General features: G+C 71.0%; 21 protein-coding genes. 4 read left to right on the forward strand and 17 right to left on the reverse strand.

Going from position 1 to position 23,656, the window contains the following annotated elements; all coding sequences use genetic code 11:
• Positions 1 to 32: 32 nt before the first annotated feature.
• From tsaD to dapA, 6 genes are all read right to left on the reverse strand, one after another.
• Positions 33 to 1,064, reverse strand: a complete 1,032-nt coding sequence (gene tsaD, locus ACWEOI_RS00590) for a tRNA (adenosine(37)-N6)-threonylcarbamoyltransferase complex transferase subunit TsaD (RefSeq protein ID WP_452358576.1) — start codon at positions 1,062 to 1,064, stop codon at positions 33 to 35.
• Entirely contained in the window at positions 1,061 to 1,570 is a 510-nt protein-coding gene (gene rimI, locus ACWEOI_RS00595) for a ribosomal protein S18-alanine N-acetyltransferase (protein WP_433670810.1), read from the reverse strand. The genes tsaD and rimI overlap by 4 nt, the downstream gene beginning before the upstream one ends.
• Complete coding sequence (tsaB, locus tag ACWEOI_RS00600) at positions 1,567 to 2,277, reverse strand: tRNA (adenosine(37)-N6)-threonylcarbamoyltransferase complex dimerization subunit type 1 TsaB (protein ID WP_433670808.1); 711 nt, start codon at positions 2,275 to 2,277, stop codon at positions 1,567 to 1,569. The genes rimI and tsaB overlap by 4 nt, the downstream gene beginning before the upstream one ends.
• A gap of 71 nt (positions 2,278 to 2,348) precedes the next feature.
• Positions 2,349 to 2,795 carry a tRNA (adenosine(37)-N6)-threonylcarbamoyltransferase complex ATPase subunit type 1 TsaE gene (gene tsaE / locus ACWEOI_RS00605; RefSeq protein ID WP_433670807.1) on the reverse strand — a complete coding sequence of 149 codons (447 nt, stop codon included), beginning with the start codon at positions 2,793 to 2,795 and terminating at the stop codon, positions 2,349 to 2,351.
• Complete coding sequence (gene alr, locus ACWEOI_RS00610) at positions 2,792 to 3,928, reverse strand: alanine racemase (RefSeq protein ID WP_433670806.1); 1,137 nt, start codon at positions 3,926 to 3,928, stop codon at positions 2,792 to 2,794. Before alr ends, tsaE begins: the two co-directional genes overlap by 4 nt.
• Before the next feature lie 73 nt (positions 3,929 to 4,001).
• Positions 4,002 to 4,892, reverse strand: a complete 891-nt coding sequence (gene dapA / locus ACWEOI_RS00615) for a 4-hydroxy-tetrahydrodipicolinate synthase (RefSeq protein ID WP_452358577.1) — start codon at positions 4,890 to 4,892, stop codon at positions 4,002 to 4,004.
• Positions 4,893 to 4,962: 70 nt separating this feature from the next.
• Between dapA and ACWEOI_RS00620 the strand changes: the two genes are divergently transcribed.
• The gene (locus tag ACWEOI_RS00620) at positions 4,963 to 5,832 is read left to right on the forward strand and encodes a LysR substrate-binding domain-containing protein (RefSeq protein ID WP_433670802.1); all 870 of its coding nucleotides are present in this window, start codon (positions 4,963 to 4,965) and stop codon (positions 5,830 to 5,832) included.
• On the opposite strand, the gene ACWEOI_RS00625 is transcribed toward ACWEOI_RS00620, so the two are convergent.
• The gene (locus ACWEOI_RS00625; protein WP_452358578.1) at positions 5,822 to 7,363 is read right to left on the reverse strand and encodes an NAD(P)H-hydrate dehydratase; all 1,542 of its coding nucleotides are present in this window, start codon (positions 7,361 to 7,363) and stop codon (positions 5,822 to 5,824) included. The two genes, ACWEOI_RS00620 and ACWEOI_RS00625, sit on opposite strands and share 11 nt — an antisense overlap.
• A 118-nt stretch (positions 7,364 to 7,481) precedes the next feature.
• Between ACWEOI_RS00625 and ACWEOI_RS00630 the strand changes: the two genes are divergently transcribed.
• On the forward strand, positions 7,482 to 7,901 hold the full coding sequence (locus tag ACWEOI_RS00630; RefSeq protein WP_452358579.1) for a cupredoxin domain-containing protein: 420 nt from the start codon (positions 7,482 to 7,484) through the stop codon (positions 7,899 to 7,901).
• Positions 7,902 to 7,911: 10 nt separating this feature from the next.
• Here the strand turns inward: ACWEOI_RS00630 and glmS are convergent, their stop codons facing one another.
• Entirely contained in the window at positions 7,912 to 9,780 is a 1,869-nt protein-coding gene (gene glmS, locus ACWEOI_RS00635; protein ID WP_433670796.1) for a glutamine--fructose-6-phosphate transaminase (isomerizing), read from the reverse strand.
• Positions 9,781 to 9,876: 96 nt separating this feature from the next.
• Between glmS and ACWEOI_RS00640 the strand changes: the two genes are divergently transcribed.
• A complete protein-coding gene (locus ACWEOI_RS00640; RefSeq protein ID WP_433670794.1) occupies positions 9,877 to 10,740 on the forward strand; it encodes a poly(ethylene terephthalate) hydrolase family protein in 864 nt (287 codons plus the stop codon).
• An 18-nt stretch (positions 10,741 to 10,758) separates the two neighbouring features.
• Here the strand turns inward: ACWEOI_RS00640 and ACWEOI_RS00645 are convergent, their stop codons facing one another.
• The 4 genes from ACWEOI_RS00645 to ACWEOI_RS00660 all read right to left on the reverse strand — a co-directional run bounded on the left by ACWEOI_RS00645 (position 10,759) and on the right by ACWEOI_RS00660 (position 13,779).
• Positions 10,759 to 12,777, reverse strand: coding sequence for a hypothetical protein (locus ACWEOI_RS00645; protein WP_452358580.1), 2,019 nt, complete (start codon positions 12,775 to 12,777; stop codon positions 10,759 to 10,761).
• A complete protein-coding gene (locus ACWEOI_RS00650) occupies positions 12,774 to 13,094 on the reverse strand; it encodes a hypothetical protein (RefSeq protein WP_452358581.1) in 321 nt (106 codons plus the stop codon). The genes ACWEOI_RS00645 and ACWEOI_RS00650 overlap by 4 nt, the downstream gene beginning before the upstream one ends.
• A gap of 61 nt (positions 13,095 to 13,155) precedes the next feature.
• The gene (locus ACWEOI_RS00655; RefSeq protein WP_452358582.1) at positions 13,156 to 13,467 is read right to left on the reverse strand and encodes a DUF6802 family protein; all 312 of its coding nucleotides are present in this window, start codon (positions 13,465 to 13,467) and stop codon (positions 13,156 to 13,158) included.
• Positions 13,468 to 13,572: 105 nt separating this feature from the next.
• Positions 13,573 to 13,779 carry a PspC domain-containing protein gene (locus tag ACWEOI_RS00660; RefSeq protein ID WP_357088867.1) on the reverse strand — a complete coding sequence of 69 codons (207 nt, stop codon included), beginning with the start codon at positions 13,777 to 13,779 and terminating at the stop codon, positions 13,573 to 13,575.
• 116 nt (positions 13,780 to 13,895) lie between these two features.
• Between ACWEOI_RS00660 and ACWEOI_RS00665 the strand changes: the two genes are divergently transcribed.
• Entirely contained in the window at positions 13,896 to 15,539 is a 1,644-nt protein-coding gene (locus tag ACWEOI_RS00665; protein ID WP_433670788.1) for an ATP-binding cassette domain-containing protein, read from the forward strand.
• A 56-nt stretch (positions 15,540 to 15,595) separates the two neighbouring features.
• On the opposite strand, the gene glmM is transcribed toward ACWEOI_RS00665, so the two are convergent.
• The 5 genes from glmM to ACWEOI_RS00690 form a co-directional block, all read right to left on the reverse strand.
• The gene (gene glmM, locus ACWEOI_RS00670; RefSeq protein WP_452358583.1) at positions 15,596 to 16,972 is read right to left on the reverse strand and encodes a phosphoglucosamine mutase; all 1,377 of its coding nucleotides are present in this window, start codon (positions 16,970 to 16,972) and stop codon (positions 15,596 to 15,598) included.
• A gap of 162 nt (positions 16,973 to 17,134) precedes the next feature.
• A complete protein-coding gene (rpsI, locus tag ACWEOI_RS00675) occupies positions 17,135 to 17,650 on the reverse strand; it encodes a 30S ribosomal protein S9 (protein WP_357088875.1) in 516 nt (171 codons plus the stop codon).
• Positions 17,647 to 18,090: a 50S ribosomal protein L13 gene (gene rplM, locus ACWEOI_RS00680; RefSeq protein WP_213557937.1), complete on the reverse strand. Its 444-nt coding sequence runs from the start codon at positions 18,088 to 18,090 to the stop codon at positions 17,647 to 17,649. Before rplM ends, rpsI begins: the two co-directional genes overlap by 4 nt.
• Before the next feature lie 223 nt (positions 18,091 to 18,313).
• Positions 18,314 to 20,800 (reverse strand): hypothetical protein, encoded by a 2,487-nt coding sequence (locus ACWEOI_RS00685; RefSeq protein ID WP_452358584.1) that lies wholly within the window; start codon positions 20,798 to 20,800, stop codon positions 18,314 to 18,316.
• Positions 20,801 to 20,879: 79 nt separating this feature from the next.
• Entirely contained in the window at positions 20,880 to 23,570 is a 2,691-nt protein-coding gene (locus ACWEOI_RS00690; RefSeq protein ID WP_433670782.1) for an ATP-binding cassette domain-containing protein, read from the reverse strand.
• Between the last annotated feature and the right edge of the window lie 86 nt (positions 23,571 to 23,656).

Consider the following 23,656-nt stretch of genomic DNA (forward strand, 5'->3'; position numbering starts at 1 on the left):
GCCCGTGCCGGGCGACCACCGCGGTCCGACTCTCACAGGTAGCTGGTGGAGACCGGCAGGCCCGGATCGGTGGCCACGGTCAGTGCGGAAGGCTGTGCGCCGCCCGCGATCACGTGCGCGCCGAGGGTGGCGATCATGACGCCGTTGTCGGTGCACAGGCGCGGCTTGGGGACACGCAACGTGATTCCCGCTGTCGTGCACCGCTCTTCGGCCATCGACCGGATGCGGGAGTTGGCGGTCGCGCCGCCGCCGAGCACCAGGGTGTCGACGCCGACGTCCTGCGCCGCGCGCACCGCCTTCATGGTGAGCACGTCCGCGACGGCCTCCTGGAAGGAGGCGGCGATATCGGGGATGGGCAGGTCGCGGCCTTCCCGTTGCGCCGCTTCGACATAGCGGGCGACGGCCGTCTTGAGGCCGGAGAAGGAGAAGTCGTAGCGCGGGTCGCGGGGTCCGGTCATGCCGCGCGGGAAGGCGATGGCCTTCGGATCGCCATCGGTGGCAATGGAATCCAGGACGGGTCCGCCCGGGTAGCCGAGACCGAGCAGCCGGGCCACCTTGTCGAAGGCCTCGCCCGCGGCGTCGTCGACGGTGCTGCCGAGTTCGGTGATGGGCTGTCCGAGGTCGGTCACCTGCAGCAGGTGGGTGTGCCCGCCGGAGACGAGCAGGGCGACCGCGGGCGGCATCGGCCCGTGCTCGAGGGTGTCGACGGCGACGTGCCCGCCCAGGTGGTTGAGCGCGTAGAACGGGATATCCCAGGCCGCCGCATAGGCTTTCGCCGCCGCCACGCCGACCAGCAGGGCACCGGCGAGGCCGGGGCCGATGGTGACGGCGAGCGCGTCGGGCTTGCTGATCCCGGCGGTGGCCAGGGCCCGGCGCATGGCGGGCACGATGGCCTCGAGGTGTGCGCGCGAGGCGATCTCGGGCACCACGCCGCCGAAGCGGGCGTGCTGGTCGACGCTGGAGGCGACCTCGTCGGCGAGCAGTTCGCAGCTGCCGTCCGGCAGCCGCCGCACGATGCCGACTCCCGTTTCGTCGCAGGAGCTTTCGATACCCATGACGATCATGACGAGACCTCGGCGTCCTTGGTGAATCCGTCCTGCGGGAAGCCGGCCATGGCCGGTCGCCGCATGGTGTACGCGTCGGCCCCGCTGGGCTGGTAGTAGTTCTTGCGCAGCCCGATGATGTGGAAGCCGTGCTTCTCGTAGAGCGTGATGGCGGGCGCGTTGTCGGTGCGGACCTCGAGGAAGACGGGTCCGCCGCGGCGTCCGGCCTCCAGCAGCAGCGCCTCGAGCAGCAGGGTGCCGATGCCTCGCCGGTGCTGGTCCGGGTCGACGCCGATGGTGTGGACTTCGGCTTCGGGGTGTTCGGCGGTGCCGAGCAACGCGATTCCGGCGTAGCCCACCATGTCCCCGCCGGCGTCGCGGGCGGTGATGTAGCGGTTGTGCGGTCCGGCCAGTTCCGACAGGAACGACACCTCGTGCCAGGGATCGTCCTCGGGGAAAAGCACCTGCTCGAGCTGTGCGCAGCGGGTGACGTCGGCGGGCCGCATCGGTTCGATGCGGATGGTCATCGGCCCACCTGCGCGTAACTCTTCTCGACGGCGTCCGGGCGGCGCAGGTACAGCGGCACCAGCGGGGCGGGGACGGCGCCGGACAGGATGTCGGCGGCGGCGCAGCGCACCAGCCCGGCCGGGGACGGCGTCTCGACCGGCAGCACGGGCAGGTCGAAAAAGTCGACGTGCGAGGCGGATCCGGCGATCAGGGTGGCGGCGGCCTGGTCCAGGTCGCCGGGCTTGCTCACCTCGGGGCCCTCGCAGCGTTCGAGGACGAGGCTGCCGGGGACGGCGCGGTAGCGCGCCCAGTACACCTCGCGGCGGCGGGCGTCGGTGACGACCAGCAGTTCCACCGGGTCGGAGCTCTCGCGCAGATAGCTCTCGGTGTCGGCGGCGATGGCGTCGAGGCTGCACACCCCGTACACGGGGATGCCGAGCGCGTCGCCGAAGGCGGCGGCGGTGGCCATGCCGACCCGCAGTCCGGTGAACGGCCCCGGCCCGATACCCGCGACGACCGCGGCGATATCGGCCCGCGAGCGGCCCGATTCGGCCAGGCAGGTCAGGATCTGGGGGGTCAGCACCTCGTTGTGCGCGCGTGCGTCCACGGTCACCTCGGCGGTGATCGTGGTGATGCGCGGTGCGTTCGACCCGGGTTGCGCCGGTTCCAGTTCCACCAGTCCCGCTGTGACGGCGGGAGTCGCGGTGTCGACAGCCAATATCAGCATGATTGCCTCAACAATACCGGGTGGTACAGCCCACTCGGCGTGGTGTCTGCCTGCGGGAATCTCGCGCCGGATCAGGTGGCGGCGACCCACTCCCATTCCGCGGTGCGGACATCGGACTCGGGTTCGCGGCGCAGCTGGATCCGCAAGTGGCGGTCGGCCAGGTGTTCGGCCACACCGAGACCCCATTCCACCACCACGACGGCGTGGTCGAGATCGGTGTCGAGGTCGAGGGCGTCGAGTTCGTCGAGGTCGCCGCCGAGCCGGTAGGCGTCCACGTGCACCAGCGCCACCGCGCCCGGGTGCGCGCCGGCGCGGTGCTGGCGGGCGATGATGAAAGTCGGTGAGCTGACCCGTCCTTGGACGCCCAGCCCGGCAGCGATGCCGCGGGTGAGCGCGGTCTTGCCGGCGCCCAGCGGGCCGTCGAGGATGACCAGGTCCCCGGCCTGCAGCTGTTCGGCGATCTCGCGGCCCAGCGCCTCGGTGTCCTCGACGGTGACGAGCGTGCGGTGGTCGTTCACCGGTCACCGCCGATGTGGTCGCGCACGACGCGGCCGCGCGGATTGCACACGATCTCGTAGTTGATGGTGCCGAGCGCGTCGGCCCATTCCTGGGCGCGCGGCTGTCCGGGTTCGCCGCCGAACAGCACCGCGGTGTCGCCCGCCTGGACTCCGGCCTCGTTCTCGCCGAGGTTCACCACGATCTGATCCATGCACACCCGCCCGATCTGGGTTCGGCGCGCGCCGCCCAGCCACACCGAGAACTTCCCGCCGAGGGTGCGCGGCACGCCGTCGGCGTATCCGGCGGGCAGCAGCGCGACGGTGGTGTCGTGTTCGGCGATCCAGTCGTGGCCGTAGGAGACGCCTTCCCCGGCGGCGACTCGCTTCACCCGCAGCACGCGGGCGCGGAAGGTCATGGCCGGGCGCAGCCCGAAGTCGGACAGTTCGGGAATCGGTGACAGGCCGTAGACGGCGATGCCGGGGCGGACCATGTCGAAGGCGAGGTCCGGGCGGGTCAGCGCGGCAGCGGAATTCGCGATGTGCACGAGTTCGGGTTCGAGGCCGTGTTCCTTGGCGGTGGCGATGAACTCGAGGAAGCGTTCGCGCTGCCGGTCGTTGACCGGGTGCTCGGGCTGATCGGCGAGCGCCAGGTGCGAGAAGATCGCGCGCAGCCGCGCGGTCCCGTCGTCGACCAGCCGGCGCAGCAGCTCCAGGACCTCCGGGTATTCGGCGGCGGGAATCCCGTTGCGGTTGAGCCCGGTATCCACTTTCAGGCTGACGGTCGCGGGGCGCCCCAGCTGCCGGGCGGCCGCGGCCACCGCCTCCAGCTGCGCGAGCGCCGACACCCCGATCTCGATATCGGCGGCGATGGCGCTGCCGTAGTCGGCGTCGGAGGTGTTGAGCCAGCACAGGATCGGCGCGGTGATCCCGGCGGTCCGCAAGGCCACCGCCTCGGCGACCGTGGTGGTGCCCAGTTCCCGCGCCCCCGCCGCCAGGGCCGCCCGCGCCACCTCGACCGCACCGTGGTTGTACCCGTCGGCCTTCACCACGACCATGACCGCGGCGTCACCGGCGTGCTCGGCCAGAATGCGCACATTGTGGGCGATGGCGTCCAGGTCGACGAGGGTTTCCACCTGTGGGTCGGGCTGCTTCACACCACCGATCCTGCCATCCGGGCAGGGGCGATTCGCGTCACACCCGAGTCGGGGCGGCCGTCGCGGGGCGGAATCAGATCGCCGCGGCCAGTGCCGCGGGCACGGCGGCCAGGGCTCCGGCGAGGGCTTCGGGGCTCGCCGGCAGCAGCGGCAGCCGCACGTTCGGGGTGGGGATGCGGCCCTGCGCGGCCAGAACCGCCTTCACCACAATGGGATTGGGTTCGGCGAACAGGGCGTCGGCCAGCGGGGCCAGCCGGTTGCCGAGGGCGCGGCCGGTGTCGAGCGCGCCGGTGCGCCAGGCCGCGACCAGGTCGGCGTAGGCCGCAGGTGCGACATTGGCGCACGCGAGAATCGCTCCGGTCGCGCCCAGCGCCAGCAGCGGGGCGGCGAACAGGTCGTCGCCCGCCAGCACCGAGACGTGCTCGGGGACGCGGGCCAGGAAGGCCACCGTGGTCTCGTCGATGCCGCCCGCCGTGTACTTGAAGCCCGCCACGTTCGGCAGTTCGGCCAGCCGGCACAGGGTTTCGGCGCTCAGGGTGCGGGAGGTGCGGTAGGGGATGTGGTAGATCAGCACGGGCACCGGGCTGGCGGCGGCGAGGACCCGGAAGTGTTCCACCACACCGTCTTCCGAGGGCCGGTTGTAGTACGGGACCACGGCGAGGGCGGCGGTGGCGCGCGGGTCGAGGGCGGACAGGGCGCGCGCCGAGTCGTGGGTGGCGTTCGAGCCCGCGCCCACGATCAGAGTGACGTCGCGTTCGGCGCAGACGCGGGCGCAGATATCGATGACGCGCCGCTGTTCGTCGTGGGTGAGGGTGGTGGGTTCGCCGGTGGTGCCCAGCGCGACGAGGCCCGCCGCACCGGCGTCGAGGACCTCGTGGGCGAGCGCCTCCAGGGCGTCCGCGGCCAGCTCGTCGTCGGCGGTGAAGGGCGTGACCAGGGGAACGTAGAGGCCGTTGAATGTCATGGCACCAGCCTGGCCGAGCGGATGCGTCAGGTCTATTTCACGTTTCTATCCCCGAGCATAAGATCAACTGATGCTGGATGTCCGTCGCCTGCGTCTGCTCCGCGAACTCGCGCACCGGAAGACCATCGCCGCGGTCGCCGACGCCCTCACCTACACGCCCTCGGCCGTCTCCCAGCAGCTGACCGCCCTGGAACGCGAGGCCGGGCTGCCGCTGCTGGAACGCACCGGCCGCAGCGTCGTCCTCACCCCCGCCGCGCTGCGTCTGGTCGAGCACACCGAGACCATCCTCGCCGTCCTGGAGCAGGCGACCGCCGAACTCGCCTCCGCCCGAACCGAACTCACCGGCACCCTGCGTATCGGCGCCTTCCCCACGGCTGTCCACCACATCCTCTCCCCCGCCCTGGTCTCCCTCAGCCGCGACCATCCGCTGCTGGAACTCCTGGTCACCGAACTCGATCCGGCCGCCGCCCCCGCCGCGCTGCGCGCCGAAACCCTCGACATCGCCCTGCTCCAGGAATACGACTACGTCCCCCTCACCCCCGAACCCGGCCTCGACACCGAACCCCTCTTCGAGGAGACCATCCACCTCGCCACCCTCACCCCCGGCCCACTCACCGCCCACTCCGATTCCCCCTGGATCGCGGGCACCCCCGGCACCCTCTGCTACGAAATGACCGTCCGCGCCTGCCTGGCCGCCGGCTTCACACCCCGCATCCGCCACCACGCCGACGACTTCGGCACCGTCCTCAACCTGGTCGCCGCGGGCCAGGGCGTAGCCCTCGTCCCCGACCTCGGCACCCATTCCGCCCCGGCCGCCGTCACTCTCACCCCGCTCCCCACCCGCCGCCGCACCCACCTCGCCTACCGCCGCGGCACCGGCGACCACCCCGTCATCGCCGCCGCCCGCACCGCCCTGCACAACGCCGCCACTACCGGTTGATGTGGCCCTCCCCCGCGAGTTCGCGGAGCGTGCCGATGGCCTCGCGGACATGGGAGAGCAAGGGGGACGCGGAGATCGGGGCGCCCGCGGTGGTGGCGGAGTGGGCGGCGAGGTTGGCGGCCAGGGCGTGGACTCGGGCGGCGGCGGCCGCGGCCCAGGCGGGATCGCGGCCGGCGGCCAGCAGGGCCGCGATGATGCCCGAGAGGACATCGCCGGAACCGGCGGTGGCGGCCCAGGAACCACCGGCCTCATTGACGATGACCGGATGGCCGGGGCTCGCGATCAGGGTGGCCCTACCCTTCAAAAGGACTGTGACCTGCCAGGATTCGGAGAGTTTGCGAATCGCGGCGACTCGATCGGGGCCGGGTTCGGCGCCGGTGAGGCGGGCGAACTCGCCGGCGTGCGGGGTGAGGACCGTGGGGGCGGCGCGGCCCGTGACCAGGGTCGGGTCGGCGGCCACAAGGGTGAGGGCGTCGGCGTCCACCACGACGGGGAGGTCGGTGGCGAGGACCTCGGCCAGGCGGTCGCGGGCTGCGGTATCGGTGCCCGCGCCGGGGCCGATGACCCACGACTGCACGCGTCCGGTCGCGGGAATGGATTCGGCGGCAATCACTTCCGGAAAGTGGGCGAGCACCTGCGCCGCGCCGGTCCCCGCGTAGCGCACCATGCCGGAGGTGGCCGCGACCGCGCCGCCGGTGCACAGCACGGCCGCGCCCGGGTAGGTGCCGCTGCCCGCGCACACACCGGTCACGCCCTGCGTGTACTTGTCATCGAACGGTCCGGGGACGGGCCAGCCCGCGCCGACCGCCCGTGGTTCGAGCCCGATCAGATTCGGCTCGGGCAGCCGTAATCCGATGGGTACCAGCTCGATTCGGCCGCAATACGGTGCGGCCAGGGCGTGCACGGGCTTCAACGCGCCGAAGGTGACGGTGACATCCGCCCGGACGGCCGGACCGTTCACCGCCCCCGTGTCGGGGTCGACGCCGCTGGGCAGATCGGCGGCGATGATCGGGCAGCGCACGCCCGCAACCAATTCCGCCGCGACCGGCCGCAGCGCCCCGCGCCCGGAAATCCCGACGATGCCGTCCACCACCAGGTCCGGCAGGCCCAGGATCGCCTCGGCCACGTCTTCCCGCGCCGCCGCGTCCCCGCGCGGCTCGTGCGCGGTGGGGGGAGCCTCGACGATTCGCCCGCCCGCCCGGTGCAGCGCCGCCAATCCCTCGGCGTGGGCGCGCTCGGGGGCGAGCAGGATCGCGCGGACCGCGACGCCGCGGCGACGCAGGAAGGAGCCCGCCCACAGCGCGTCACCGCCGTTGTCGCCGGAGCCGACGAGGAGGGTGACCGCGCGTCCGGCGATGCCGCCGGTACGTTCGCGCAGTTCGCCGACCACCACCTCGGCAAGGCCGAAGGCGGCTCGTCGCATGGGCATTCCGGCGGGTACGCGGGTGAAGAGCTCGGCTTCGGCGGCCCGCACCTCGTCGGCCGTGTAGTAGTCGAGTACCGCGTGGTCGCGCACCGCCGGTGCGGTCATGGGTCGCCTCCCGGATTCGGACTGCCTGCCGTTGTGGAGACTACGCCCGTCGGTTCGCCGCGCAGGTCAGGGCGGTCCCGCGAATGGTCCGCTATCAGCGGGTACTAGCCTGGCTGACATGCCGATACGCCAGTCGTCCTCGCGTGCCCTGCTTCTCGTCGCCGTCGTAGCGGCGGCGCTAGCGGCCGGGGGCTGCTCCTCGGACACCTCGAAGCCCGCCGCCACCTCGACGGCCGCGGCTCCGGCGTCCTCGGCGGCGACCTCGACCGGTCCGGCCGCGCCCGCCGCGGTCACCGTGAACGTGACGGACATGAAGTTCTCCCCGGCGGACATCACCGTGAAGGCCGGGGACACCGTGACCTGGAAGTTCGACGACAAGGCCCCGCACGCGGTGCAGGGCATCGGAGATGTCGCGCTCGGCATCAACAGCCCGATCATCCGCAAGGGCGAGTGGAGCCACACCTTCACCACGCCGGGCACCTACCGCTACCTGTGCCCGCTGCACCCGGACATGAAGGGCACCGTCACCGTCCAGTGACGGGCCGGTCCTACTCGACGGTGACGGACTTGGCCAGGTTGCGCGGCTTGTCCACGTCGTAGCCGCGCGCCTGCGCCACCTCGGCGGCGAAGATCTGCAGCGGGACGGTGGACAGCAGCGGCTGGTACAGCGTTGGGGCCGAAGGGATCTCGATCAGGAAGTCGGCGAACGGCCGCACCGTGTCGTCGCCCTCCTCGGCGATGACGATGGTGCGCGCGCCGCGAGCCTGGATCTCGCGGATATTGCTGAGCAGCTTGGAGTGCAGCACCGCCCGGCCCTTCGGCGACGGCATGACCACGAACACCGGCAGGCCGTCCTCGATGAGCGCGATCGGGCCGTGCTTGAGCTCGCCCGCGGCGAAGCCCTCGGCGTGCATGTACGCGAGTTCCTTGAGCTTGAGCGCGCCTTCGAGGGCGACCGGGTAGCCGACGTGGCGGCCCAGGAACAGCACCGTCGGCACCTGCGCGAACTGGCGGGCGATCGCGCGCACCTTCTCGGCCGATTCCAGCACCTGCGCAACGAGTTTCGGCATGGACTCCAGTTCGGCGAACTCGCGCGCCACCTCGTCCGGGTACTTGGTGCCGCGCGCCTGCGCCAGCGCCAGCCCGACCAGGTAGTTGGCGGTGATCTGGGCCAGGAACGCCTTGGTCGACGCCACCCCGATCTCCGGGCCGGTGCGGGTGTAGAGCACCGCGTCGGCCTCACGGGGGATCTGCGCGCCATTGGTGTTGCAGATGGCGAGGACCCGCGCCTTCTGCTCCTTGGCGTGCCGCACCGCCTCCAGGGTGTCGGCGGTCTCGCCGGACTGGGAGATGGCGACCACCAGGGTGGAGCGGTCCAGAACCGGGTCGCGGTAACGGAATTCGCTGGCCAGCTCGACCTCGACGGGCAGTCGCGTCCAGTGTTCGATGGCGTACTTGGCGAGCAGGCCCGCGTGATACGAACTGCCGCAGGCGACTACGAACACCTTGTCGACCTCGCGCAGCTCCTGGTCGTGCAACCGTTGCTCGTCGAGCACGATGCGGCCGTTCGCGAAGTGACCGATGAGGGTGTCGGCGACACCCGTCGGCTGCTCCTCGATCTCCTTGAGCATGAAGTAGTCGTGGCCGCCCTTCTCGGCGGCGGCCAGGTCCCAGTCGATGGTGAACGGGCGGGTGCGCGCCTCGTCGGCGATGCCCGCGAAGTCGGTGACCCGGTAGCTGTCGGCGGTGATGACCACGGCCTGGTCCTGGCCGAGTTCGACTGCCTCCCGGGTGTGTTCGATGAACGCGGTGACGTCGGAGGCGATGAACATCTCGCCCTGCCCGACCCCGACCACCAGCGGGGTGGAGCGGCGGGCGGCGACGATCGTGCCCGGGTGGTCGGCGTGGGTGAAGACCAGGGTGAACGCGCCCTCCAGGCGGCGCACCACGCTCAGCGCGGAGGCGACGAAATCACCGGCCGTGTCCCCGGCCGCGTAGGCCTGCGACACCAGGTGCACCGCCACCTCGGTGTCGGTGTCGCTGCCCAGCTCGACGCCCGCCTCCTCGAGTTCGCGGCGCAGCGGGGCGAAGTTCTCGATTATGCCGTTGTGCACCACCGCGACCCGGCCGGTGCGGTCGCGGTGCGGGTGGGCATTGCGGTCGGTGGGCGCGCCGTGCGTGGCCCAGCGGGTGTGGCCCATGCCGGTGGACCCGGCGTAGTGCTCGGGCCCGCGATCGACCAGCTCGGCCTCCAGGTTGGCCAGCCGTCCCGCCTTGCGCTCGACCGCCAGCCCGCCGGACCCGTCCAGAATCGCGACTCCGGCCGAGTCGTAGCCCCGATACTCCATGCGGCGCAACGCATCGACCACTACGCCGAGCGCATCCCGGTACCCCACATACCCCACGATTCCGCACATGGCTCACCAGCCTAGCCCCATCCGTTTTGGGTTCCGTGCGTCTCCGCGTGGGTTCGCTCGAGGCATTCGGCCGCCGGACCGACTAAGTTCATCTTCGTGTCGGTGTCTGTGAAATCGCTCCTGAGCACTCTGACCCTGCGTGGCCCGCACGAGGTGCTGCGCGGGAATCTCGGCATCGCCGGGCTGCCCGGGGTGGTGTACACGCCCGGCAAGGGGCTGAACCTGCCCGCGGTGGCCTTCGGGCACGGCTGGCTGACCGGGGTCGGCAACTACCGCCGCCTGCTGGAACACCTCGCTTCCTGGGGTTATGTCGCGGCCGCGCCCGACACCGAGCGCGGGCCGATCCCCTCGCACCTGAACCTGGCCACCGACCTGCTCACCACCCTCGACATCTGCGCCGGGGTGCGGCTGGGCACCGGCAATATCAGCGTCCGCCCCGACCGCCTGGCCCTGGTGGGTCACGGCATGGGCGCGGGCGCGGCTGTCATCGCCGCCTCTCAGCGCGAGGTGGCCGCCGTCGCCGCCCTCTTCCCCTCCCCGACCGCCCCCTCCGCCGAGGCCCTGGCCACCAAGGTCGACGCCCCCGCCCTGATCCTGGCCGGCGCCGCCGACATCGACTCGGTCAGCTCCGATGCCCTCCCCCTGGCCTCCGCCTGGGGCGAAAGCGCGATCCTCCGCTCTCTCGACAAGGCCACCCACAACGGCATGGTCGAGGGCCGCCGCGCCCTCGCCGCCCTGGGCGCGGGCAAGCACGAGCCCAGGACCGAGCGCCTCACCCGCGCCCTCCTGGTCGGCTACCTCAACTACACCCTGCTCGGCGACAAGAAGTACAAGCCGTTCGCCGACCCCGAAGCCCTCATCCCCCACACCCAGGTCGTCGACCCCGACGCCGTCGAGGACGAGCCGGAGCAGCCCCAGAAGCTCCCCGTCCTCCAACTCATCCAGGCCCTCCGCAAGTAACCCGACTCCCAGCGACGGTCAAGGGATCTCGACACCGGCCTCCGGAATCTCAAGCGGCACATCGGGATTTCCTAGGTCCGCGCCAGGATCGGCGGGTGACACCGGCACCGACAGGTCACCAGGCGGCCCCCCTTCGGCCAGTGGCGACTCGTCGCCGCCCAGCGGCGCGGTCAGCTCTGGAGTTCCAGGCACCGCCGGACAGACGGTGGACCCGCCCGGCTCGACGCCGCCGAGCCCGTCGCACCCGGACAGCTCGCCGCCGTCCGGGGACTTTCCGGCGTCCAGCTCAGGAGTTCCGGTGCATGTGGGTGTGGCCGGTTCGTGCCCTCCGGAAGGCGCTGCCGGAGTGGGCGATTCAGCCGATGGCGGAGCCATACAGGGGACCTGAATCGGCGCCAATCCGGTCGGGACCTCCGTAGCGCAAGGTGAACCCGGCGGCGTGGCAGCTTCAACCGGGGGCGAATTTTCTGGTGGGCGCGGGTCTGGCGCGGCAGTCACCGGACCGGGGTCACCGGCGGCAGGGGCGGTCGGGTGCCCGACTGTGGTGTCCGGGGCAAGTGCGGATTTACCGGAGTCGTCGGTTGTCAGGCTCCAGACCTGAGTCCGGCCGGATTCGTCGGTGACGGCGATGGACGTGTCACCCGTCGGATCGCGATCGACTACGAAATGCTTTCCGGCGAGATCGAATTCGAGATGACCGGTCGGAAGGTTCGACGTCGCCGGACCCGGGTGCGGTTCGGCAGACTTCTCCTGCCCTGCGGGTGTCTCTACGTCGCCCGGGGCATCGGACGCGGGGGCGGACAGGGAGCCGAGTTGCTCGAGAACGGCGGAAAATCCCTGCTGCAAACCGGTTTCGAGCTTGCCGACCAGGCCCTCGAGCGCGTGCGCGAACATTTCGGTCTGGGGCTGAGCCTGTTTCGGCACGGCGACGGACCCCGAATCGGACGGGGTGGGTGCATCGGGAACCGGCGGCTCCGCGGCGGTCCCCGGTCCGGCGGAAGCGGGTTCGGTGGCCTCGACCGGACGGGCGGGCGCGGCCTTCAAACACGCGGGGTCACAGGGTTGCCCGGTCGCGGTGCCGGCGGCGGGCCGGCCGGGTCCCTCCTGCGTAGGTTGGCGCGTGCCCGAATCGCCTGGCCCGCAGCAGGCCCGCGACTGTGCCGCCCCGACGTCGGTTTCTGGGCATCGGCCAGGACCTACTGTCGGCGGCGAAGAATCGGGCTCGGACGGCGCGGGAACCACACCGGGCTGCACACCGGCAGGACTGGTCTCCGCCGCAGCCGAGTCGGTCTGCGCCCCAGCAGAGTTGCCGAGCAGGGCTGCGGAGTTCGTCTCCGGTCGGGGCAGCAGGGCTTGGGATGGTTGTGGATAAGTGTGGTCGATGACCTGCTCGAAGGCCGTGATGATGGTGCGGTAGTGGGATTCGATGGTGTCGGCGGTGGCCGCGCAGGTGGCGGTGAAGGCGGCCAGTTGCCGGTCGACCTCGGGCCGGAAGGTGGCTGTGAGCCAGGGGTCCGCTTCCGCGAGGGCGCTGATGGCGTCGGGGGTTCTGCCGTCGAGGGTGACGGGGGCTTCGCCGCCGGGGGTGGGCGCGAGGAGGTCGCGGGTTCGTTCCGCTTTGGTGAGGATGGCGGCGCGGATCGGGTCGAGGGCGGCGGCGATCGCCTGGGAGGCGGTGCGGATGGTGTCGAGGTCTTCGCGGGCCTGCCGCAGTTGGGAATTCAGGAGGGCGAGGGCCTCGGTTCCGGTAGCGCCGGTCCAGGCAGACGGAAGGGAGTTCGCCACCGCTTGGTGTGAGGTGAAGCGGAATTCGGCGTCGGCGAGCGCCTTGTCCAGTTCGCTTCGGGCGGTGTCGAATTCATCGAGGTCGAGGCCACGTTGTTCGTCATAGCGGGCGTAGAGCTCAGTCACGGTCACACCGGCCGGTTCACCGAATGCCTTGGCGTACAAGGGCAGGAGCTGTTCCCAGTAGCGCAGCCCGGGCGCTCCGTGGTCGAGGATCTGGTCGACGGTCTGGCCGGTGGGGTCGAAGGTCATCGGCCGACCTGGTGGAGGGCGGTGACGCGTTCGTGGTCCAGGCGGGCGTATTCGGTGGCCGCGCGGTCGAAGACATCGGCGGTGGCGGCGGCCGCGGCGGCCCAATGCCGGAGGCAGCCTGCCGAACGCTCGAATCCTTGATGGATCCCGGCGCCCTGGGCGGAGTAGTCGCGTCCCACCGCGTCGTCGCCGAGGCCGAAGGCGTGGTCGCCGATGGCGTGGGCGTGCTGTCGCAGCGCCCCGGCGTTGTCCCGCAGGGTGGTGGCCGCGGTGTGCAGGGCGGTGACGCGCACGCCGAAGTCGCCGGATTCACCCATCGATCCCCCCTCGATTCCCCACGGGCTGAAGCCCGTGGCGTGAAACCCCCGTCAGCCCCGGCTAGGTGCCGCCGAGGTGTCCGCCGTCCGTGCGCACCCACGCGGTGGTGCCGTCGGAGTTGTGGTGGAATTCCCAGGCGGCGTAGTCACCGTCGCTGTCCACCACGGTCACATGGTCGGCGTAACCGTCGTGATCCAGATCCGTCCACACCTGCATGGCGTGTGCGGTGCCGGTGGTCACGGTGTCGGCCAGGCCGTCCGCGTCGAGATCCTGTGTGGGGTGCGACAACTCGACCGCACCTAGCCCACCAAGTTCCGAATGCGCGTCCAGTCCGGGCAGATCCAGTCCGGGCAGATCACCCGATGTGACCATGGTGTGCACTCCTCCGCAGTGGCGTGATCACCATCCTGGCACTCGCGATCACCCCTCGCACCACCTTCGATGCCGATTGTGGACAACTCGCGGCCTGGGGATGACTCAGCGCTTGGGGATGATGATCCACAGCGCGATGTAGAGCAGGAACTGCGGTCCGGGCAGCAGGCAGGAGAGGATGAAGAGGAAGCGGACGAGACCGGGGCTCCAGCCGACGTATTCGGCGAGACCGCCGCACACGCCGGCGATCCACTTGTCGTGCTGGGAGCGGGTCAGTCGCTTCGGGGCCGGGGTCGGAAACTCTGTGGTCATGTCTCCACTCTGCCGAGCCACCGCCGCGCGCACATCGGTCGGTCGCCCGATAACGACCCTGAACTTTCCGAGGCCCGACGTCAGGGTGCCACCCTGAACACGGCAGAATCGCCCTGGTGAGCACCACTCTGCATGCGCGCGGCCTGGCCGCCGGACACGGCGAGCGTCTGCTGTTCTCCGACCTGGACCTGATCCTCGCCCCCGGCGATGTGATCGGCCTGGTCGGCGTGAACGGGGCGGGCAAGTCGACCCTGCTGCGCATGCTCGCCGCCGGCGACGCCCACGAGGGCGAGATCGTGCTGAGCCCGCCGGACGCCACCGTCGGCTATCTGGCCCAGGAGCCGGAGCGCGTCGAGGGCGAGACGGTGCTGGAGTTCCTGTACCGCCGCACCGGGGTGGCCGCCGCCCAGCAGACCATGGACGCCGCCGCCGAACGCCTCGCCGACGGCGGGGACGACGAGTACTCCCCCGCCCTGGAGCGCTGGCTCGCCCTGGGCGGCGCGGACCTGGAGCAGCGCGCCGACGAGGTGGCCGCCGATCTGGGCCTCACCGACAGCCTCCCGCACGGCCTGGCCACCCCGATGACCGTGCTCTCCGGTGGTCAGGCGGCTCGCGCCGGTCTGGCCTCGGTCCTGTTGTCCCGCTTCGACATCCTGCTGCTCGACGAGCCCACCAATGACCTCGATCTGGACGGTCTGGCCCGGCTCGAGCAGTTCGTGACCGGGGTCCGCGAGCCGCTCATGGTGATCAGCCACGACCGGGAGTTCCTGGCGCGCACCGTGAATCGCATCGTCGAACTGGATCTGGCGCAGCAGCAGGTCGGCGTGTACGACGGCGGTTACGACTCGTATCTGGAGGAGCGGGCGATCGCGCGCCGCCACGCCCGCGAGGCCTACGACGAGTTCGCCGACACCAAGGCCGGTCTGGAAGCGCGCGCCAATATGCAGCGCAACTGGATGGAACACGGCGTCCGCAATGCCCGCCGCAAGTCGAAGGCGGATTCGGACAAGATGGGCCGCAAGGCCCGCGCGGAGTCCACCGAGAAGCAGGCGTCCAAGGTCAAGCAGACGCTCAAGCGCATCGAACGCCTGGACGCGGTGGAGGAACCGCGCAAGGAGTGGGAGCTGCGCATGTCCATCGCGGCCGCGCCCCGCAGCGGCGCGGTGGTGGCCACCCTGTCCGGCGCGACGGTGTCCCGCGGCGAGTTCACCCTGGGACCGGTGACGGTGCAGGTGGATTGGGGCGACCGCATCGTGCTGACCGGCGCGAACGGCGCGGGCAAATCCACCCTGCTGTCGCTGCTGCTGGGAAAGATGAAGCCGGACAACGGTTCCGCGTCGATCGGTTCGGGCGTCGCGGTCGGCGAGGTCGATCAGGCCCGCGGCCTGTTCCGCGGAACCGCCACCCTCGCGGACACATTCAGCGCGCAGATCCCCGACTGGAACGAGTCGGATGTCCGCACCCTGCTCGCGAAGTTCGGTCTCCGCGGCCCGCACGTGCTGCGCCCCAACGACACACTCTCCCCCGGCGAGCGCACCCGCGCCGCGCTGGCGCTGCTGCAGGCGCGTGGTGTGAACCTGCTGGTGCTCGACGAGCCCACCAACCACCTGGACCTGCCCGCCATCGAGCAGCTGGAGCAGGCCGTCGAATCCTTCGAGGGCACGGTGCTGCTGGTCACCCACGACCGCCGCATGCTCGACACCGTGACGGCGACCCGCCGCTGGCACCTGGCCGCCGGCAGCCTCACCGAAACCCTCTGAAACGCCGAATGGCGCACCCGGGAGGGAAGTCCCGGATGCGCCACTCGACGAGGTGACTAGACGGCTTCGACCAGCTTCGCGAGATGGTCGGCCAGATGCGAGGCCTGCGCCGGATCGGTCGCCTCGACCATGACCCGGACCAGCTGCTCGGTTCCACTGGGGCGCAGCAGGATTCGGCCGGTGTCGCCCAGCAGCTGCTCGGCCTGCGCGACGGCTTCCAGCACCGCGGGCGCGACGGCGACGGCCGCCTTGTCCGTGACCGGGACGTTCACCAGGATCTGCGGGACGACCTTCACGATGCCCGCCAATTCCGCCAGGCTGCTGCCGGTCTCGGCCATCCGGGCCATCAGCTTGAGACCGGTGAGCACGCCGTCGCCGGTGGTGCCGTAGCGCGGGAACACCACGTGCCCGGACTGCTCGCCGCCGAGGGTGTAGCCGCCGTTGCGGAGGTCCTCGAGCACGTAGCGGTCGCCGACGGCGGTGGTGCGCACGGTGATTCCGGCCTCACGCATGGCGATGTGCAGGCCGAGGTTGCTCATGACGGTCGCGACCAGGGTGTTCTCCGCCAGGTCGCCGGAGTCGCGCATGCCGACGGCGAGCACGGCCATGATGGCGTCGCCGTCCACGACCGCGCCGGTGGCGTCCACGGCCAGGCAGCGATCGGCGTCGCCGTCGTGGGCGAGGCCGAGGTCGGCGCCGTGCGCGCGCACCGCGGCCTGGACCTGCTCGAGGTGGGTGGAGCCGCAGCCGTCGTTGATATTGAGGCCGTCGGGGTCGGCGTTGATGGCGATGACGGTCGCGCCCGCCTCGCGGTAGGCGGCGGGCCCGACCTCGGAGGCCGCGCCGTGCGCGCAGTCCACCACGACGGTGAGCCCGCGCAGGTCGCGGCCGGTGGCCTGGACCAAGTGCTCGACATAGCGTTCGTGGGTGCCCTCGAGGCTGTAGCGGTCGTTGACGTCGAAGACGTGTCCGCCCAGGCCGGGGCGTCCGAGGATGCGGCCGATCGCCGCGCCGGTGGGCCGGGTGAAGCCACCCTCCGCGACCAGCGCCTCGATCCGATCCTCGACGGCGTCGTCCAGCTTGTGCCCGCCCGCGGCGAAGATCTTGATGCCGTTGTCCGGCATGGGGTTGTGCGAGGCGGAGATCATGACACCGAGGCACGCGTCGTACACGCCGGTCAGGTACGCGACGGCGGGCGTCGGCAGCACGCCGACCGACAGCACGTCCACGCCCGCGGAGGTGAGGCCCGCGGTGACGGCGGCCTCCAGCATCTCACCGCTGGCGCGGGGATCGCGTCCCACGACGGCAACCGCGCGCTTCTTCCCGCGGCTCAAGACCTGCGCGGCCGCGGCCGAAACCTGTAGCGCCAGTTCCGGACTCAGCGACCCGTTCGCGAGCCCGCGGACACCGTCGGTACCGAACAAACGTCCCATTACCTCAACACCCCTGCAGTTCGGTGGATACAGCACGAGAGCAGGCTTCCAGCCGGTCCGAAAACCGTTGCGGGGAGCCTGCTCTCGCACAGGTTGCCGTGTAGACCGTACCGTGCCCGGTCCCCACGGGGGCCGGGCACGGTAGAGCCTGACGGCGCAATATCAGCGCTTCGAGTACTGAGGCGCCTTACGGGCCTTCTTGAGGCCGTACTTCTTACGCTCGGTGGCACGCGGGTCACGGGTCAGGAAGCCGGCACGCTTGAGGGCGGGACGGTCGTCCGGGGTGACCTCGATCAGCGCGCGGGCGATGGCGAGGCGCAGGGCGCCGGCCTGACCCGACGGGCCGCCGCCGACGAGGCGGGCGTAGATGTCGAAGGTCTCGACGCGCTCGACGGTGACGAGCGGGGACTTCACCAGCTGCTGGTGCACCTTGTTCGGGAAGTAATCCTCGATGGTGCGGCCGTTCAGCACGAAGTTGCCGGAACCCGGCACCAGGCGCACGCGGACCACGGCCTCCTTGCGGCGGCCGACGGTCTGGACCGGACGGTCCATGGCGACCGGGGCGGAGAAGGTCTCGGTGTACTCGGCCTCGGCCTCGTAACCGTCACCCTCTTCGACGACCTCCACGGCGGTGTCCTCGACGACGTAGTCGTCGTTGAATTCCTCAGGAGCGGTCACTGGGCCACCTGCTTGATCTCGAAGGGGATGGGCTGCTGGGCGGCGTGCGGGTGGTTCGGGCCCGCGTAGACCTTCAGCTTGCCGATGATCTGGTTGCCCAGCTTGTTCTTCGGGATCATGCCCTTGACGGCACGCTCGACCAGACGGTCGGGGCGGGTGTCCAGGATCTGGCCCACGGTACGGCCCTTCAGACCACCCGGGTGACCGGAGTGGGTGTAGAGGACCTTGTCCTGCCGCTTGTTGCCGGAGATGGCAACCTTCTCGGCGTTGATGATGATGACGAAGTCGCCACCATCGACGTTCGGGGCGTAGGTCGGCTTGTTCTTGCCACGCAGGATGTTCGCAGCCTGCACGGAAAGACGGCCGAGCACTACGTCAGTGGCGTCGATGACGTACCACTTGCGGGTCACGTCACCGCCCTTGGGGCTGTACGTAGGCACAGTGCATCCCTGTCTGTCGTAGGTTTTGCCAGCCAAGTACGCGATCGAGCTGAATCCCGGCGGCCGGTGGAGACCCGGGGCTCGTGTGACAGCCGGAAACCCGGCCGTACCGCACACCAACGAGCAACCATACCAGCGGGGTCCGCGGACCCTCGAATCGGTCCCCGGCGCCTCTGCCACCGGCCCGATGCGCCCCGCCACCGGCGGATGCGCCGGCCGGCGGTCAGATGTGCAACGGCGGGCCGGGGTCGATCCCGCGCACCGGGCCGGGCAGCGTGTAGCGGAGCGTGTCGATGCCGGACCGCACGCAGTCCGTCTTGTGCGGGTCGCCGATGGTGGCGACGCCGGAGCCGGGCAGCCCCGAGACGAACGGGGTCACCGCGCAGCTCTCACCGACCGGGGACAGCTCGATATCGGTGGCCCGGGTCATCCCGCCGACGGGCGCCGGGGATCCGGCCGTGGGTTCCTGGCGCTGATCCGAGTGCGCGCCCAGGAGCGACAGGGCCGCGGCGCCGACGATGATGGGCGCGCCGAACGGCTTGCGCATCTTGTTCCACAGCTTGCCCTTGCGCTGCTTGCGATCACCCTCGGAGTCGGATCCCGTGTCCGAATCCGACTGCCCAGCGGTATCTTCCGGCGTTTGCGGATTCGACCCACGCACCCCCGACGACATCGACCCACCGTACATCCCGCCGGGCTGACCAGGAGCGTTTCCGCCGGATCCAGCAAAACTCCCGCGACCCGAACCGGACGTATCCCCCTCGGCCCCATAGGGACCCGCCGGGTAACCGCCGCCGCCGTAGCCACCCTGGCCGCCGTAACCGCCCGAGCCGTATCCACCCTGGCCGTACTGCCCGGCAGCGCCCTGCTGGCCGCCGTACTGCCCGCCCTGGCCCGGCTGCGCGCCGACGGGACCGTAACCGCCCTGCGCCGAACCCTCCGAGCCCGGAGCGTTCGCCGAACCGTAGCCCGCGCCGTAGCCGCCCGCCGAGCCCGGACCGCCTGTGCCGGGCCCGAATTGACCCGCCGAGCCGCCCTGCTGCGGATAGCCGCCGGTGGTCGGACCGCCCGGCCCGAAAGCGCCACCCTGGCCCTGACCGTAACCGCCCTGCGTGCCCTGGCCACCGTGTGAACCCTGGCCGCCGTGCGGACCCTGGGCACCGCCCTGCGGCCCCTGTCCGCCGGCGCCGTAGCTCCCGGCCGAACCCTGTTGCGCACCCGCGGAACCCGGCCCGTGGCCGCCCTCGGGGGCGTAGCCCTGCCGGGCCCCGCCCTCACCCAGGACCGTCGTCATCTGATCGTCCGCCGGGGAACCGGGCGGCCGCATGAACCGGCCGCCGACACCTTCCAGCCCCGGCGGCAGCGTGCCACGGCCGCCGATCACCGGCTGCGAACCGGTGGACGGGCCGTCCTGGCCCCGCGTAACCCCTTGCGCCGCATCGCCACCGGCAGAGCCGCCCGCGGCCTGCGCGGAGAGCCGGGCGAGTTCCTCGGCCGTCACCCGCTGGGTGATCCCGCCGGGCCCGGTGTTGCCGGTCGCGCCGCCCTGGGCGGCCTCCTGCGCGGTGATGCGCCGGGTCACGCCCGCGGCGGAGGGATCCGCCGCGGGCTGCGCGCCCTGCCCGGAACCCGCGTCCGCCGCGATCTCGGTCACCGGCTGCGGGCCGGTACCGGGTCGCTGCGTGGCCGGCTCGGGCGGTGAATCCATGTGCCGGGGAACCAATTCCGGCTGATGCGCCAGCGGTTCGGGCTGGCGTTGCAACGGCTGCCCCACGGCGCCGCCCCCGGTGACGTGGCGCGGCCCCTGATCGACCGGACGCGCTTCCGCCCCGGCCGACCGAGAATCCGCGGCGGGAGGCCGGTCGTAGGCGGGGTCGCCCTCACTGTCGGCCACCAGCAGGTGGGTCGCGCCGAGCACGAGCGCGTGCATCGGATGATCGGCCACCTGGAACCGATGGCCCAGGTGGTTCTGGAACGCCAACCGCAGCGCGTCGTTGAAACAGACATTGCCCGTGAGCAACACCGTGGAGGTGTCGGCATTGATGGCCCGCGCCGCGGCCATCACCTCGATGACCACATTGTCGGCGGCGTGCGCCTCGTGCAGCGCCTCGGCGGTGATGGCGACGCTGACCGATTCGGTGGGCTGGTCGTCATTGCCGTGAACCGCGACCACCAGGCATTCACGCCCGTCGGAATACACGCCGACCGCGCCGACGGCGGGCCCGCGGCCGGGTGACCGCACCAGTCCGAGCGCGCGCACGTACCCCGACAGCGCCACCGATTCGGGCAGCGGTTCGGCGGGCACGCCGAGCTGTTCCACCAGCCGCACGAACTCGTCGACCTGGGGGTCGGGCCATTCGTCGGGGTAGGGCAGCGCGAGCACGTCCGGCGTCGTCCCGAGGTGCTCGATGACCGAGGCCAGCGGGTTGTGCATGCGCGCCCGGAACACCAGTTCGGCCGGCCAGGTCGCCCCGGCCACCACGATCTGCGGGTGCCCGATGATGTCGCGGACGTCGGAGATGGCGATGCCGACGTCGGGCCGCCGATCCACGCCCGCGGTGTGCAACCGGCCGGACGAGTCCGCCAACAGGTAGGCGGGAGGGGTGTACGAGCCCTCTACCTGGACCGGGCGGATGGGCGAACCGCCGCCACCGGCGGCCACCGACACCACGTCCCAGCCGAGATGCACTGCCCCAACTCGCGCTGTCACAGTCATCAGTCTGCCTGCTCGCAACGTTGAGCGCGCGACCGAATCACTACTTCGCACCCAGGCCAGGGTGTGGTCCCGCTCACGCCGACAGCTTCTTCAAGCGCAGACGCGACCAGGTGAACAGCGACAGCAGCACGGTGATCCCGACGAGGACGCCGATGTCCATGGCCCAGGTCCCGACGGTGTGCTTCCACAGGAAGTCCTTCTGCGCCTCCGGCATGGACGACATCGAGGGCAGATTGATCGTCGACGCTCCCGCGCCGTAGCCCCAGCGCGACGGGAACAGCCACGACAGCTGCTCCAGCACGGTCTGGCCGGCCACCGAGATCATGCCGCTGGACAGCACCAGCTGCGCCATGATGACGACCACCAGCAGCGGCATCACCTGCTCGTTGGACTTGGCCAGCGAGGACAGCACCAGGCCGAGCACCACACACGACACCGCGGTCAGCGCGACGTCGAGATACAGCTCGAGCGTGCCCGAGGACAACACCAGCCCGGTCCCGGGCGCGGGCTTGAACGCCAGCACGATCCCGATCATCACCGCGGACTGCAGCAGCGCCGCCAGACTGAAGATCACGATCTTCGACATCAGGTATGCGCCCGAACGCAATCCGACCGCGCGTTCCCGGTGGTAGATGGGCCGTTCCCCGACCAGGTCACGCACGGTGAGCGTGGCGCCCATGAAGCAGGCGCCGAGGATCAGCACCACGAGTAGCTGTTGCGCCTCGCCATTGCTGGCGGGTACGAAGTCGCCGTTGGGCAGCTGGGTGAACCCGACGGATTTGAATCCGCTCGAGCCCTTGACCACCAGCGACAGCGCGCCGAGCACGAACGGGAGCACGCACAGGAACGCCAGATACCCGCGGTCGGCGAAGATGAGCCGCGACTGTCTCCGCGCCAGGGTCGAGAACTGTTTGACGGCACTGGATTTCGGCGCCTTGGCCCGCTCCACCGGTTTGACCGGCGCGGGCGGTTCCGCGAAGGCCTGGCGGGAGCGGAAATTCGCGAAGGCCAGGTCCGGGTCGGCGTCGACGCGGCCGAAGATCTCGGCCCAGTCGCTGGTGCCCATGACGTGCCCGACGGTGCCCGGGTGCCCGCAGAAGGCGGTCTTGCCGCCGGGCGCGAGCAGCAGCACCTGGTCGCACATGTCCAGGCAGGCCACCGAGTGGGTGACCACGATGACGGTGCGCCCGGCGTCGGCCAGTTCCCGCAGCATGGTCATGACCTGGCGGTCCAGCGCCGGGTCCAAGCCGGAGGTGGGCTCGTCGAGGATGAGCAGCGAGGGGCCGGTGAGCAGCTCCATGGCCACCGAGGCGCGCTTGCGCTGGCCGCCGGAGAGCCGGTCCACGCGGGTGTCGGCGTGCTGGGTGAGCGAAAGCTCCTTCAGCACATCGGCGATCACCTGCTTGCGGTCGGCCTTGCTGGTGTCCGGGGGCAGGCGCAGCTGGGCGGCGAAGTTGAGCGCCTGCTTGACGGTGAGCTGCCGGTGCAGCACATCGTCCTGCGGCACCATGCCGATGCGGGAGCGCAGCGCCTCGTATTCGGCGTGCAGGTTGCGGCCCTCGAAGGTGACCACGCCCGCGGACGGAAGCGTGGTTCCCGCAATGAGTTTCGACAGCGTGGACTTGCCCGCGCCAGAGGGCCCGATGAGCGCGGTCAGCGATCCGCGTCCGGCCTGCATGTTCACGTCCACGAGCAGCTGCTTGTTGCCCTCGACGGTGAACGAGACGCCGTGCACGTGCAGGCCCTGTTCGGCGACCGGCCGCTGCCGGTGCACGAGCGTGCCTTCCTGCACGACGAAGTCGACGTTACCGATGGTGACGATGTCGCGTTCGCGCAGCAGCGCGCGCTGTTCGCGGCGGCCGTTGACGAAGGTGCCGTTGGCGGAGTTGAGGTCCTCGATGGCGAGGCCCTCGCGGTCGGGCACCAGGCGCGCGTGCTTGCGCGAGGCCATCGGATCGTTGACCACGATCTCGTTGTCGCTGGTGCGACCGATGTGCAGACCGTTGCGCGGGATCCGGTCGGCGCGCGCGATGGCCGCGGTGGAGGCCCGCGCGCGGATCGGCGGCAGCGCCGAGGTGTCCGCCTTGGTGGTCATGTTGATGGGATCGCCGCCCTGCGGCGGCTGGTTGACCGGCGGGCGCACCACATTCGGCGTGGCCGCGTTGCCGACGGGCGGAGTCGGCCGCTGCGGCACCGGATTCGGCTGCTGATGCTGCGGACCCGAGACCGGCCGGTTCGGATTCCACTGATTCTGGTTGGGCTGGGCCACGTTCGGCGGCTGCCAGGCCTGCTGCGGTCGCTGCTGCACCGGCGGGCGCTGCGCGAACGGCTGCTGCGCCTGCTGCGGCTGCCCGACCTGCGGCACCTGCGGCTGCGGCCGGGACGGCGGCCGGTTCTGCGGCGCGGGCCGCTGCTGCGGTTGCGGTTGCGGCGCGCCACCGCCGCCGCGCGCGGGCTGCGGCAGCAGGTGCAGCAGCGGGCCGCTGATGGCGTCGCCGAGCCGCACCTGGGTGGGCCGGTTGATCACCAGCGGCGTGGTCAGCCGGCGGGCGTCCACGAAAACGCCGTTGGTGCTGCCGTTGTCGCTGAGCATCCACGATCCGGCCTCGTAGCTGAGGATCGCGTGCACGCGGGAGACCAGTGGACTGTCGACGAACAGCGTCACCTCCGGCGCCCGGCCCATCGTGATCTGCTGAGTCGCGTCGAAGACCCGTTCGGTTCCATCATGACGCACGGTGATCTGCTGCGCCCCCGGTGAAGACATGGTGGGATGATAATTGAAGCCCCCGGAGTCCGGCGTCGCGCTTCTCGGCCGTCCGTCCGATTCCGGGACACGATCGGCATCGGTTG

This window comes from Nocardia sp. NPDC004340 (assembly GCF_053602575.1).

Excerpts from the sequence above, each read along its gene's own strand:
- tsaD (WP_452358576.1), bottom strand. The coding sequence starts at position 1,064 with ATGATCGTCATGGGTATCGAAAGCTCCTGCGACGAAACGGGAGTCGGC.
- rimI (WP_433670810.1), bottom strand. The coding sequence starts at position 1,570 with ATGACCATCCGCATCGAACCGATGCGGCCCGCCGACGTCACCCGCTGC.
- tsaB (WP_433670808.1), bottom strand. The coding sequence starts at position 2,277 with ATGCTGATATTGGCTGTCGACACCGCGACTCCCGCCGTCACAGCGGGA.
- dapA (WP_452358577.1), bottom strand. The coding sequence starts at position 4,892 with ATGACATTCAACGGCCTCTACGTTCCCCTGGTCACGCCCTTCACCGCC.
- ACWEOI_RS00620 (WP_433670802.1), top strand. The coding sequence starts at position 4,963 with ATGCTGGATGTCCGTCGCCTGCGTCTGCTCCGCGAACTCGCGCACCGG.
- ACWEOI_RS00625 (WP_452358578.1), bottom strand. The coding sequence starts at position 7,363 with ATGACCGCACCGGCGGTGCGCGACCACGCGGTACTCGACTACTACACG.
- ACWEOI_RS00630 (WP_452358579.1), top strand. The coding sequence starts at position 7,482 with ATGCCGATACGCCAGTCGTCCTCGCGTGCCCTGCTTCTCGTCGCCGTC.
- glmS (WP_433670796.1), bottom strand. The coding sequence starts at position 9,780 with ATGTGCGGAATCGTGGGGTATGTGGGGTACCGGGATGCGCTCGGCGTA.
- ACWEOI_RS00645 (WP_452358580.1), bottom strand. The coding sequence starts at position 12,777 with ATGACCTTCGACCCCACCGGCCAGACCGTCGACCAGATCCTCGACCAC.
- ACWEOI_RS00650 (WP_452358581.1), bottom strand. The coding sequence starts at position 13,094 with ATGGGTGAATCCGGCGACTTCGGCGTGCGCGTCACCGCCCTGCACACC.
- ACWEOI_RS00655 (WP_452358582.1), bottom strand. The coding sequence starts at position 13,467 with ATGGTCACATCGGGTGATCTGCCCGGACTGGATCTGCCCGGACTGGAC.
- ACWEOI_RS00660 (WP_357088867.1), bottom strand. The coding sequence starts at position 13,779 with ATGACCACAGAGTTTCCGACCCCGGCCCCGAAGCGACTGACCCGCTCC.
- glmM (WP_452358583.1), bottom strand. The coding sequence starts at position 16,972 with ATGGGACGTTTGTTCGGTACCGACGGTGTCCGCGGGCTCGCGAACGGG.
- ACWEOI_RS00690 (WP_433670782.1), bottom strand. The coding sequence starts at position 23,570 with ATGTCTTCACCGGGGGCGCAGCAGATCACCGTGCGTCATGATGGAACC.